Below are 12701 nucleotides of genomic sequence, written 5' to 3' on the forward strand. Positions count from 1 at the left end.
GCTTCACCCCAGCCGAATGCGCCAACTACTTCAAGGCAGCTGGATACGACCCAGATTAAACAGGACGCGCTCTAGTCATCGAAAGGGTCGGTGCGTAAATTTTTCCCTCGGCAATATGAAGTCGCGCGGCTTACGATCCGACACCTCATCCTAGACGGTCCAAGACGCCGGCGAGCTGGCCCTTCGCGGCAGCGGAAAGCGGCTTGATTGGCCGTGGGGGCTCGGCGGAACAGATTTCGAGGAGCTCGGCGATTGCGTAGACGACGCGAAGGCTCGAGAACGTCTTAAAAAGCTCCCACACCGGGGCCAGGGTGGTGTCGATCCGGTGTGCTTCTGCGTGGTCGCCCTGCTGAGCGGCTCTGACCATCCTCAGGCAGGGGTCGGGCAAGATGCCACCGAGGACGCTGTACCATGTATCGGCGCCGGCGATCAGGGCCTCGGTGGCGTTCCAGTCGCCGCTGTAGCCGATCGAGAATCCTTTCGGCACAATTTTTTTCTGGTGCGCAAGTTGGCCTTTGATAGCATCGCCCCGGTCGGCTGAGTTTTTAATAGCGAGGATCTCAGGCAGCTGTCCCAGACGCTCGATGAGCGCTGGCGTGAAGCGAAAATGCGTGTTTGCAGGATTGTCGTAGATCACGATCGGCAGGCCGCTTTCGCGCGCCACTGTAGAAAAATGCTCGAAAACTTCGTCGTCAGTAAGCGGGGTGTAGGAAACAGCCGCGAGCAACCCCGCGGCTGCGCCAAGGGCCTTCGCATCACTTGCATAGTGTACCGCTTCATCGGTGCGCAAAGCGCCCACGCCCACCACGAGCGGGACTCGTCCACGCGTCTCGTCTAGCGCCTCGCAAATCGCCCGGCGGCGTTCCGCGCGCGACAGATACATGTAGGTGCCGGTGCTACCGAGCAGGCCGATGGAATCCACCTTTGCTGCGCAAAGCCGCGCTGTCAGCTTTCGAAGCGCCAGGACATCGACGCCGCCGTCACTGTCGCTTGGCGTTATTGGGAAGGCCGAAAGGCCGCTCAGGAAAGCCATGCTGAAGCTCCCGTTGTTACATTGGGTGAAGCGTTGGGCGTCAGACCCCGTCCCGCGCCTGCTCTAGATCCGCGATCAAATCGGCGGCGTCTTCGAGCCCTACCGACAGACGCATGAGGTCGTCGCCGACTCCGTCAGGCAAATGCGCGTCCTTGCGGATTGACTTGCGCGAGCGGGTCAGGCTTGCCGGATGATAGATGAGACTGTCAGCGTCGCCGAGGCTGACCGCCCTGATGATCAGCTTGAGCCGGTCCATCATACGGCGCGCGCCCTCGAACCCCGTTTGGAGGCCGAGAGCCAACATGCCCGAGCCTTGCGACATCTGTCTGCGCGCGATCTCATGGTCGGGATGAGAGCCGAGAAATGGATAGCTAACCCAAGCCACAGCCGGGTGCGCCTCGAGCGCCTGAGCGACCGCAAGCCCAGAGACACTGTGACGCTCCATACGCAACGTGAGTGTCTTCAACCCGCGCAAAATCAGGAACGCCGACATGGGCGAGAGCGCTGCCCCGGTGAGATAGCGCAGGCCAGTTTCGCGCAGCAGGTGCAGTGTTTTCGCATCGCCCAGTATCACACCGCCCAGAGCATCGCCATGGCCATTGATGTACTTGGTCAGCGAATGGATCACGATGTCGGCTCCGAGTTCCAGCGGACGCTGGAGGGCGGGCGAGGCGAAGGTGCTGTCGACGGCGACCTTCACACCGCGAGAATGGGCGTGTTCGGCAATGGCAGCGATGTCGAGGATACGGCTCAGCGGGTTGATTGGCGTCTCGAAGAACACGAGCCGGGTCCTGTCAGTGATGGCGCCATTGAGATTGCTCGGATTCGACAGGTCGACGGCAACGACCTTGATGCCAAACTGCGGCAGCCCCTGTTCGACCATGGCGAGCGTATTCGAATAGAGTGTCTTGTGGACAATGAGTTCGTCACCTTGCGAAAGCAGCGAAAGGATCAGCGTGCCGAAGGCGGCGATCCCCGAGGCGAGTACCAGCCCAGCTTCGGCTCCTTCGAGATTGGCGAGCCGCTTTTCGAGGATCTCGGTGGTCGGGTTGTATTCGCGTGCGTAGAGCCTTCCGCCAAGCGCTGCGACGGCTTCGTTTGCTGCAACGCTTTCAAATCCATAGGTCGATGTAAGAAACACCGGCGTCTGAACGGAATTGGAAAAGCCGGCCGGATCGTAGCCATGATGGATTGCCCGGGTGGCGAATGCGAGACCGACGTCGTTCCGGGACGGCGTTGATGTTGCCTCGGCTTCAAGCTGATCTTCGGCGCTGGTCATCGGCTTTAACCCTCTTGATTTCGGGGACAATGCCGTCACACTAACTCAGATGGAACGTCCAGTTGGCGATGAAAGAAATGGTCCAGCCTTCTCCTGAAGCGTCGACAGCTCGCTCGCAAGGTCTCGGCGCGCGCCAGATCTGCGAAGCTCTTCGCGAGCAGATCCTAGGTGGGATCTATGAAACGGGCAGCCAGCTGCCGTCGTCACGCGGCCTCGCAAATGAACTCGGTGTGTCGCGAACCACGGTCACCGTGGCGTATGATCAGCTGGTCGCCGAAGGTTTCATCGAGGTCATTCCAGGCGCAAGACCTCGCGTAGCATCTTCGCTAGTCCGAAGTAAAGAGACCAGCGCGGTGCCGAAACGGACTGGCCCGATCCACCTTTCCTGTTACGGCGAGCGACTGCGCGCCAGTCCGCCACGGCGCGATTACCTCCCCAACCGCCTCAAGGTCGATTTCCGTTATGGCGACCTCGCCCCATCTGATTTCCCGGCGCTGACGTGGAAGCGTGCGATGAACGCGGCGATGTCACAAAGCCCCGGAAGGCTGGCCTATCACGATCCACGCGGCTCGCATCGCTTGCGCCAGGCGCTGCAGGGATATTTGTGGCGTGCCCGAGCGCTTAGCTGCCAGGTCGAGCAGATCCTCGTCGTCAGCGGATCACAGCAGTGCCTCGATATGTGCGCGCGCCTGCTGCTCGATCCTTCTGACAGCTTCGTGATCGAGGATCCCTGCTATAGAATGGCGCGCCAAGTCTTTGCCAGCACAGGAGCCACGCCCGTCGCTGTCGCCGTCGATAGCGAGGGCATGAAGACCGAGCTGCTGCAGGAGATCCCAGCGCGGCTGGCCTATGTCACCCCGTCGCACCAGTTCCCGCTCGGCGCCGTCTTGTCGATTTCGCGGCGGTATCAGCTCCTCGAATGGGCTCGGCGCAATGACGCCTATATTATCGAGGACGATTACGATGGCGAGTACCGGTACGACATTCGACCGGTGCCCCCGCTGCATAAGCTGGAAGACCGCAGTTCCGTAATCTATGTTGGCACGATCTCCAAGACACTGTCGCCGATGCTGCGCATCGGCTACCTGGTGGTTCCGGCCGAGTTGCAAGACGTCTTTGCGATGGCCAAGCAGCTTCTCGACAGGCATTCTCCGGTCGCGGAACAGGAGGCCCTGGCCTCACTCATCGAGAGCGGTGGTTATGAAAGCCATGTGCGCCGCGTCCGCCGTCTTAACGGCGAGCGGCGAGAGGCACTGCTTGCTGTCCTTCGGCGCGCGTTCGCAGACAGCATTGCCATCGAGGGGGCCGATGCAGGGCTGCATGTCGTCGTCTGGTTCAAGGATCTTTCTCGGTCGCTGGAGGACGTCCTGGTTGAAGAGGCGCGGCGGGTCGGGGTTGGCATCCATCCGATTTCATCGCTGTACATCCGAGATGAAGGCCGCGCTGACCGGATTGGACTGGTGATGGGCTATTCCGCCCTGACCATTCGGCAGATCGAGAATGGCGTTCGGCTCCTTACTGGAGCTATCCAACGGGTAAGAAGCTTTGCCGAAGATTCGGCAAGATGCTCAACACCCGCCCTGACAGCGAGCGGGCCTCGCTCGTGACCCCAGAGTCGCGCCGGCATTGATCGTAGACTGAATCAGCAAGACTTGCCAGGACTGGCTCTGTCGGCCAGTTCGGGTCCCGGGCAGGACTCTGACCTCGGGAAAGGAATTCTTGAGGATACTGTCAAACCCGGTGGAAGCAAGGGGCCGTCGCGGCCGGCTTAAAGGAGGAAGCGGTGTTGGATTTTCCGCTGATTGACGAAGAAATAGCAGAGATCGCACCTGACTTTCGCGCAATCAGCATTCTTTTTGATGCAGAGGACAGTGCGCGAGGCGTCATGGCTCGGGACGTGTTGGGAAAGGCTTGCGATTTCGCCCGAGCGGGGGGACCCGCCTGGGGAGAAGCGCACTTGGCCAATTGGGCGGAGGCATACGTCCGGTTCGGCGCGAAACCATACCGGACGGCGTGCTCGGCGCAGGCATTGAAAAACGGGTGGAGAAGGATGGCCGCATCCCACCAATAAATCCTGTCGTTGACCTCTACAATGCAGTGAGCCTGCGTTCCTCAATACCCATCGGCGGCGAAAATTTCGATGCATATGTCGGCAAACCGCGGCTGACGATTGCCGTAGGAACGGAGTCCTTCCACACTGTTTTGAATGGGGAAGCGGTCGTCGAAAGCGCTTCCAAGGGGGAGGTCATCTGGCGCGACGATTTGGGAGCTACATGTCGCCGCTGGAATTGGCGGCGGGGCACGCGCACCCGGTTGGAGGCGGTGGGCGGCCGCCACGTGGTTTATTTGGAAAGCTTGGCAGCGATGCCGGTAGAGGCGCTCGAGTAGGCGGCTAAGATGCTTGTGAGCGGTCTGAGAGAGCTGACACCAGGGCGTGCCCAGCGTAGCCACGTTCCAAAGATTGCGCACCTCTTCGGGTTGCTGCTTTGATCAATCTCGACGTCAGACGCTCCCGGGCGAGCTTCAATCCTGGCACTCCGAGCCAGCATAACATCTCGTCGCGAAAGCCGGATTGCTTCGGATCGAAGCGGTTGCGAGACATCTGCCATGCTTGGGGAGACTCGCTCTCCGCCGAGGGGGATGCGGATGACGATTCATTTCCGCCTACCTCATCGACGTGTGTGACGACCAAGGCAGTTGTGCCCGATCCGCCGTTGGCCGCGTACGCCTGCCGTGCGGCAGTGCTCGAACGCCGAAATGACCTTGAGCTGCCGAGGCTGAGCTGGCCTGCATGCGCGACCTGATAGGCAGGCCGGGCAGCACGGAGCATATCGGCCATCTCGCTCGAGTCGCCGCACGCTCACCCGTCGGGCGAGCTCTCCGCCTCCTCGAAAAGGCTAAGTTCTCGAGCTGACTGGCCTGCAGCATATCTGCGGGTCGACCCCCAGCAGGACCCGGGTAACTCCGACTTCGGCGCCGGCCTCCAGGCGTGGCGAAGCTGTGACGCAGCGTGTGCCGGCCGGGCCCCTTTACGGGGTTGGCGCTTTTGCAGTCTCGGCGACGATCCGATGGATCTGCAGCGTCGGGTAATCGCGTGCGGAACAGCCAGCCACCGCAGCGACGCCCTGCTGCCGCCCGACCTACATGCGTAGCGCAGTCGGCTAAGCCGGCCGGCCGACAGCATGGCATCACGGCACCGTGCGCCGTGCCACGCTCGATCGGGAGCAGCATGCGCTCGTTGTGACCGTGGGCCATAATGCACTGGCCGCTCCTCCTCCCTTGAACGAGCCGCACGGCCGCCAGAAAGGCTGCCCCTGATTCTATCTTTATCGCCCGGCAACTCGATCGGTAGCGGTACGCTGGCGACGGCGGAGCCACGGACGGTTGGGCGAAGCCAAGGGATGTCGGGGGCGCAGAAGCCGGAGGCCTCATTGTTGGACCACCAAATTGTTAGCCCGATGATCCCCGCCATGCCACTTCACCAACTGGACGGCTTCAATTGCAACGAACTGGCTGTTTCCAGAGGGCCAGATTGCAAGTATCTGACCTGCAACGCACACAAGAGTTCCCCCGATGTACACCCCTCCAGCCTTCCGAGATGATGACATCGATTTCGCAGCTAGCCACATCAGTTTGGCTCCGGATCGGTTCAGCATCTTTCCGGGTTGGCGCCTACTCTGCGGAAGCAACTGGATAGCCTCGATCGATCTTCGGTCATTTCGCCTAGCAGATCAATGTTCTCAAGAGGCGCGGTAGTATGCGTTGCGTGAAAGTAGGCTCACAATGAAGCACAATCGTGTGAATGAAGAGCGGGTCAGTTTGATCGACTCGCCTCCCTATGCCGATCATTTCGGCCTCGTAAATCAACAAACGGCAGAAGCCAGTCAGCCGAGAATGGCGGCCGCCTTCAAGAAGGAAAGCCACTCCGTGCGCCAGGCGCCACTTCGGTTTGCACTCGACTACATGGCGACGCCCGGGCTTGACGTCAGGACGTTCTTCGCGCTCGCCCGCGATCTCGGTCTGACCGACGTGCAAATCCGGAATAATCCCTGCAGTAAGGCTGTTGTGCGCGGCAAGCCGTCGGCGGATGTTCGGTCTGCCGCTGCCGAAGCGGGCGTCACGATCATCTCAGTCAACGCTCTACAGCGGTTCAACGAATGGACTCCCGCCCGCAAGACCGAGGCCAGCAAACTCGCCGATTATGCGACCGCCTGTGGCGCCCAGGCGCTCATGCTGGTGCCGGTGAACGACGGTTCGTGGTCCGCCAATGGCGAGCGCAATGGCAATCTCCGCGTCGCCTTGAAGGCGCTCAAGCCGATACTTCAGTCGCGGGGTCTGATTGGGCTCATCGAACCGCTTGGCTTCCAGACCTCCTCGCTTCGGTCGAAGAACGAAGCGGCTAACGCTATTGCCGGGGTTGATGGCCAGTCCGTCTTCCGGCTTGTGCACGATACATTCCACCACACACTCGCCGGCGAGACGTCCTTCTTCTGCGATCTGACCGGTCTCGTGCACATTTCAGGCATAAACGATCCAGCCTTGTGGGTTCACCCGGATCGCCTCTTGGGAGGTTCCGACAATTGCAGCCAGATCCGGGCGCTACTTGATGGCGGCTATACGGGTCCCTTTTCTCTTGAGCTCGTCGAGGAAGTCCACGCATTGAATGACACTGCAGGCGCATTTGCCGCCAGCATCGATCTCATCCGACACGGGCTACTGGCGCGAGTGCCGGTCTAAGGCGCGTAGACAAATTGAGCGGAGAAGTCTTTTCGAGATCGCTCCTGTATCCCGCTCATGCGGATGCTTGCCGGATCACCATTGTCAAGACTGGCCATTGGACTGCCTTGGGCGGCCGCGGCAGTTCGATGGGCCCGCAAGGCGAAGGTTGGATCTGATGCTGAGGGCGGCGGACTATCGGAATTTTCGGACGAAGAGTAACTGGTGGCGGGCAGGGCGAGTGCGCGAGCCAACCGCAGGTGGTCCTGAGGTGATCTTTTTTTAGGACCGCGGTCGCGCAGCTGCTGTTTCACCTCGGCGGCCTCTCCGGGATCACCGACGACCGCTTCCTCCGACCAGAACTGCCGATACCAGACCCGTAGCTATGAGCTCTCGATAGTGCGTCGGACAAGAATTCTGGCGCTCCGATCTGCGATTCAGCGTTATTAAACCCCCAGCTTCCTCTTCAGTTCCGCGTTCTCCTTGCGCAGGCGTTCCGCGAGCAGGCTCTTCAGTCGTTTGTTTTCTTCCTCAAGCGCGACGAGGTCCTTCAGATCGTCACCAACCGATGCGGGCAACGCAGCTTTCTTCCATTGATAGTAGGTCTGTTCCGAAATGCCGGCCTCCTTTACGGCGCTCTTGAGGGTGGCGCCGCCACTGATAGACTTCTGTATCAGGGCGAGCATCTGGGCGCGCTCCTTTTCAGAGTAGATCCTACGTCCGGTCCGCACGGTCGCTGCTGGTGACTCCTCCGCCTGAGACGCCGCATTGGGCGCATTCTTCCGAGCAGGCGGCCTGGGCTCAGCCTTCGCTCTCGGCGACCGTTGGGCTTTCTTCTTTTGAGGCCTCTCTACTTTGGCTGCCGGTTGCGTTGCAGTTGTTACTGATTCTGCGTCCAGGGGATTTGCCATGAGATACTCCGCTCGCGGTTTGTGCATGTGTTCAGCATCAAGCGCTACAACACTTGAGTCAACAGGGCGACCATTTGGCAACTCCATCTCCTCGAGTTCCCTTGTTGTCTCGGCCATTGCTGCGGTAAGATCGACATCGCTCCAGATCGAACGACTCCGTTTTTGAGAACTGCGCTTTTGTCTGATCTCCACCGTGAATGCTCGGGGCTGACGCCTCATAGGTCGTTCCTTGTTGAACACGAATTATGCAGGAAGTCGCGGCAGACGACGAATGAAGGTCTGGCCGCTTCTTCTGTAGCCGAGCTATATGCATCGGACCGCCCGAGCAAGCCCTGCTGGCGACGCACACCCCGGAACAGACCAGTTCCTATGAGCCCCTAAGAGCAAGTATGCAATGCCATCTCGGGACCGAGGAGGTGGTGGATTCCCGCAGCATGCAAAAGCTATCTCCCGTGTTTTCGATGGTAGAGCGACGGCTGGCATCCGAACTGAAAGGAGCTGCTCAAGAGCTGCGATCCAGTCTGCGCTGGCAGTGCAGGACGGCATACCTCCGAAGGCCGGTGCTACCGACGCTAGCCCGCTGATTACCGACATCGGTTGGCGCCGAAGAACGGACAGCTGCGCAGAATTGGCGAGCGGGGAGAGGCGAGGGCACGAGCCGAGTCGAACTCGCATCGAGCGTCGTCCGGCAGCGTCAGAGCATGACAGGCTTCTTCGACAAGAACGGAGCCTGACCGAAGCTACTCGTCGCCGCAGTCGTTGCTGGGGCGACCCTTCTTCCACGAGTACCGCGGCGGCCGCCGGGTCGGAACGTCGTCCCGGTACTGACCGAGTGGATTTTGCGGAGCCACGCAGCGGCGTCGTGCGCAATCGGGAAAGCCAATATAGGCTTGCCCTGGGCAGGACGTTTTCGTAGCCCGCGGAGTGCATAAATTCGCCGAGCCTTACAGGGCCGCTATACCTCTTGGGAGCGAGTTTGCCACGCTCACGATATGTCCGGAAAAGTTGTTCCCCTTTCACGCCGAGCTTCAAGCCGCTTCACTTGTGTTCGCCTCCTCCTGAAGGCCGGCCAACCCGCTTTTCGCGTTCGATCGATGGCGCGTTCTCAAGACCGATCATGGCCTGTCGACGGTCAGGTTTGGGAATGCTGAAGGACGCACGCCTGGTTGCCTCTCCGGCAGCCAGGCGATCACGGGGGGCTTCGCTGAGCCATTAGCAAGCATTGCTGCAAAACGGCGCCAAAACTGCCCGCGACCGGCCTCGGCGTCGCCCGACCATTAGTGAGCGGGCCGACTCTGGGCAACGCACCGCTCCTATTCGGAACACCGCATGAAGCGAAAGAGCCATCTTGGTGGGCCCGTTATGCTTCGTCCAGCAAACGATCGGCGGACGCGAGCAGCTTGTGAGGGATGCAGCCGAATGCAGCGCTGCTCCCACAACTGGCGAAGCTCCTTTGTAAGAGCTTCACGCTTAGCTTCATCTAACGTGATTGAATTGAGGAGATCCCCCAGCACGGCTTCGCTCTCGATCTGAATGAGCAGAGCGAACACTTCATTTGAAATGCGCACACCGTCCCGAGTGGAGTGGACTGCGAGGCATTTATAAAAGGAATGTCGGCCATGGCGATAGATCACATCATTTCAGATGTTTTCCGGCAGATAGATGTCAAACGGGAGAAATGTCTGCCCCGGCGTCTTCGCGGTGCCGGTCTTGATGGCGCGATCCATCAGCAACATCAGCTCCTGGCAAAGTCGGCGCAGTGGCGTCGCCACCGCCATCGTGATGATGTCGTCCGCGAGGGCCCCCCGCGACTCCGGCGTGATTTCATTCACGATCGCGACGAGATCCTGGCCTTTGCCCTCTTCCCGGAGGGCGGAGATAGCCCCCTCCATGCCACCGCCGGCCATGTAGAAGCCGACGAGCTCAGGTTCCCGCTGCATAAGATCCAGCAGCGCCTCGTAGGTGATCTGTCGCTTCTCAAGATTGACGAGCGTATCCAGCACCTCGAATGCTGGCTCGTTCTCACGGAAATAGGAACGAAACCCGCTTTCCCGCAGCTCATGACCCTGGAAACGGTGGCTGCCGACAAACACGGCCACCTTGCCAGACCGTTTAGCGACCTTGGAGAACATCCAAGCTGCCGTCCGACCGACGCTGCGGTTGTTGAGACCTATGTAGCCCTCGCGCACGCCGGCGGCGAAGTCAGAAAGTAGCGAAAAGACCGGGATGCCTTTCGCCTTGAGCTCCTCGACTGCTGCCGTGATCTTCGGGTGATCTGGCGCCACCATGGCGATCGCGTGGCATCGGCTACCAAGATCCTTAAGCAGTGCCGTCAGATCCCCAGGCAAATGTGACGGCGCGAATTCGATGAGCGGAATGCCGTGGAAGCAGTGGGCCGAACTGACCGACGCCTCGACCTCGCGCGCGAACTCCTGGTAGAAATGCTGGGCCGGTTTCCTCAAGATGAAGCCCAGCCGGTAGCGGGGCAGGTCCTTTCCCATGCGCTGTTTGATAAGTCCCGCAGCATGATAGCCGATCGCGTGGGCCGCGTGGTGGACGCGACGCGCGGTCTCCTCCCGCACCGGAAGGCGAGCGTTCAGCACCCGATCGACCGTTGCCACGCTCACCCCCGCTTCGCGGGCGAGATCGGCAATTGTAGGGCGCTTTGCCGTCGCTCCGATTTTGATCGGCTGGCGCTCCGTCATCCGGTGCATGCCGGCGACGGATTGGGGCGGCAAAGTGGTTTCGGCATCCTCCCCGATCGACGGCCTATACATTGATCAGCGCTCCAGGCGCACCCGGGCGCGTCTCGGTCTGCGGTCCGTTTCCATAGGGCGTGCATGTTTCTTGTCCTCACCGCATTTGATGCTTCTGATCTGTGGCCCGCGAAGCGCTGTTTAGACCCAGCGAGCCGATTGTTTGGTGGCTGATGAGCCGGCGACTTGGCTGGTCGCGCTGCAGCAATCTTGCTGGGGCGGGTGGCCGGTTTAATCTCTCGGCAAGCTCCCGTAGAAGGCAGCTTTCATGCGCGTTTCGTCCAGTTCGCCTTCCCAGCGGGCGACAACCAGCGAGGCCACCGCATTGCCGATTACGTTCGTCAGCGCTCGGCATTCGGACATGAAGCGGTCCACGCCAAGGATGAGAGCCATCCCAGCAACGGGAACGCTTGGTATTACGGAGAGCGTAGCAGCCAAGGTGATAAAGCCGGCCCCTGTTATACCTGCGGCACCTTTCGAGGAAAGCATCGCGACAAGCAATAGGAAGATCTGATCGGGCATCGACAAGTGCGTGTTCGTCGCCTGGGCGATGAAGAGGGCGGCGAGCGTCATGTAGATATTGGTGCCGTCCAGATTGAAGGAATATCCAGTCGGGATGACGAGACCCACGACGGAACGCTTCGCGCCGGCGTTCTCCATCTTCGCGATGAGCGAGGGCAGCGCGGCCTCCGAGGAGGACGTTGCCAGGACCAGCAGCAGCTCTTCCTTGATGTAGCGCACGAGAGAAAAGATCGAGAAGCCGTTGTATCGGCAGACCGCGCCTAGAATCCCGAATACGAAGAGGAAGGCGGTGAAATAGAACGTCGCGACCAGCATGGCGAGGTTGGCCACCGAACCGATGCCATATTTGCCAATGGTGAAGGCCATGGCGCCGAAAGCGCCGACGGGCGCGGCCCTCATTAGAATGCCGACCAGCTTGAAAACCGGCGCGAGGAGCGCCTGAAGCAAAGAAAGCACAGGCTTGCCCGTGTCGCCGACCATCGCCAGAGCGATGCCGAACAGCACCGAGAAGAACAGGACCTGCAGGATGTCGCCCTCCGCGAAGGCACTAACGATCGTCGAGGGAATGATGTTCATCAGGAAGCCGGTCACCGACTGCTCGTGGACCTTGGCGGCATAGCCCTTCACGGCCTGGGCATCGAGCGACGCCGGATCGATGTTCAGGCCGGCACCCGGCTGAACGACATTTGCGACAATGAGACCGACAATCAATGCGAGGCTCGAGAAGGTGAGGAAATAGATCATTGCTTTGCCGGCGACCCGGCCGACCTTCTTGAGGTCATTCATACCGGCAATGCCGGTCGTCACGGTTAGGAAGATCACCGGCGCGATGATCATCTTGACGAGCTTGATGAAGGCATCGCCGAGCGGCTTCAGGCTCTCGCCGACCTCCGGGTAGAAATACCCAACTGCGACACCGAGTGCGATGGCGGTAAGCACCTGAATGTAGGGCTGGGCGTAGAAGGCCTTGCGGGGCGCAGGACCCGCGCTTCGGATTGGTGAAACCAACAGCTTTCTCTCCCTGACCGGATCGGGGCGGGCCTCCTCCCTCCCGCGCTTCTCCCATCGCGGCGCTCCGGTCACGCGCTGCTGGCATGTCGACAGCAAGTGTCGTGCCAAATGGAGGCCCGCGCCCAAATACGCGTATTCCTCCGCTCGGTGAGGCAGCCTCAGTAGGGGTGGGCTGTGCGGGTTTCCGCACTGTTGCCGTCATCTCTGGCGAAATCCCGCACTAACGCCCTGCTTTGCACCCATTGCTTTAGCCTGACAGCCGCCAGTCGGTAACTCTGGGATCCGCTGTGCCCGCTCGCTTCTTTGTCGCAATTGCGACCCGGCCGGGCACGGGAGTGGAGGATTGCCTACACGAGCTGGCTCTTACCGCGCTCCCGCTGCAGCCGTGGCATCCCGACGGGTCGTCGATAAGACCGAATGATTCACCGGACCAGGCGCGCATCGGTGCGACTCAGAAGATGCTTCATAGCGCG

General features: G+C 60.5%; 7 protein-coding genes and 1 pseudogene. 3 read left to right on the plus strand and 5 right to left on the minus strand.

Going from position 1 to position 12701, the window contains the following annotated elements; all coding sequences use genetic code 11:
* Positions 1–145 precede the first annotated feature (145 nt).
* Both AC0L25_RS24330 and AC0L25_RS24335 read right to left on the minus strand, forming a co-directional pair.
* Positions 146–1033, minus strand: a complete 888-nt coding sequence (locus AC0L25_RS24330; RefSeq protein ID WP_473597851.1) for a dihydrodipicolinate synthase family protein — start codon at positions 1031–1033, stop codon at positions 146–148.
* A gap of 40 nt (positions 1034–1073) precedes the next feature.
* On the minus strand, positions 1074–2312 hold the full coding sequence (locus tag AC0L25_RS24335; RefSeq protein WP_473597852.1) for a trans-sulfuration enzyme family protein: 1239 nt from the start codon (positions 2310–2312) through the stop codon (positions 1074–1076).
* Positions 2313–2380: 68 nt separating this feature from the next.
* Between AC0L25_RS24335 and pdxR the strand changes: the two genes are divergently transcribed.
* From pdxR to AC0L25_RS24350, 3 genes and pseudogenes are all read left to right on the plus strand, one after another.
* Positions 2381–3919: a MocR-like pyridoxine biosynthesis transcription factor PdxR gene (pdxR, locus tag AC0L25_RS24340; RefSeq protein ID WP_473597873.1), complete on the plus strand. Its 1539-nt coding sequence runs from the start codon at positions 2381–2383 to the stop codon at positions 3917–3919.
* 176 nt (positions 3920–4095) lie between these two features.
* Positions 4096–4697: pseudogene (locus AC0L25_RS24345) on the plus strand (B3/B4 domain-containing protein); the annotation flags it as partial.
* Positions 4698–6206: 1509 nt separating this feature from the next.
* Positions 6207–7049 (plus strand): TIM barrel protein, encoded by an 843-nt coding sequence (locus AC0L25_RS24350; protein ID WP_473597874.1) that lies wholly within the window; start codon positions 6207–6209, stop codon positions 7047–7049.
* A 425-nt stretch (positions 7050–7474) separates the two neighbouring features.
* On the opposite strand, the gene AC0L25_RS24355 is transcribed toward AC0L25_RS24350, so the two are convergent.
* The 3 genes from AC0L25_RS24355 to AC0L25_RS24365 form a co-directional block, all read right to left on the minus strand.
* Positions 7475–8158, minus strand: a complete 684-nt coding sequence (locus tag AC0L25_RS24355; RefSeq protein ID WP_473597853.1) for a transposase — start codon at positions 8156–8158, stop codon at positions 7475–7477.
* A 1421-nt stretch (positions 8159–9579) separates the two neighbouring features.
* Positions 9580–10644, minus strand: coding sequence for a LacI family DNA-binding transcriptional regulator (locus AC0L25_RS24360; protein ID WP_473597875.1), 1065 nt, complete (start codon positions 10642–10644; stop codon positions 9580–9582).
* Positions 10645–10926: 282 nt separating this feature from the next.
* Positions 10927–12225: a dicarboxylate/amino acid:cation symporter gene (locus tag AC0L25_RS24365; protein WP_473597854.1), complete on the minus strand. Its 1299-nt coding sequence runs from the start codon at positions 12223–12225 to the stop codon at positions 10927–10929.
* Between the last annotated feature and the right edge of the window lie 476 nt (positions 12226–12701).

It is taken from the genome of Mesorhizobium sp. WSM4813 (genome assembly GCF_055811555.1).

Excerpts from the sequence above, each read along its gene's own strand:
- AC0L25_RS24330 (WP_473597851.1), bottom strand. The coding sequence starts at position 1,033 with ATGGCTTTCCTGAGCGGCCTTTCGGCCTTCCCAATAACGCCAAGCGAC.
- AC0L25_RS24335 (WP_473597852.1), bottom strand. The coding sequence starts at position 2,312 with ATGACCAGCGCCGAAGATCAGCTTGAAGCCGAGGCAACATCAACGCCG.
- pdxR (WP_473597873.1), top strand. The coding sequence starts at position 2,381 with ATGAAAGAAATGGTCCAGCCTTCTCCTGAAGCGTCGACAGCTCGCTCG.
- AC0L25_RS24350 (WP_473597874.1), top strand. The coding sequence starts at position 6,207 with ATGGCGGCCGCCTTCAAGAAGGAAAGCCACTCCGTGCGCCAGGCGCCA.
- AC0L25_RS24355 (WP_473597853.1), bottom strand. The coding sequence starts at position 8,158 with ATGAGGCGTCAGCCCCGAGCATTCACGGTGGAGATCAGACAAAAGCGC.
- AC0L25_RS24360 (WP_473597875.1), bottom strand. The coding sequence starts at position 10,644 with ATGACGGAGCGCCAGCCGATCAAAATCGGAGCGACGGCAAAGCGCCCT.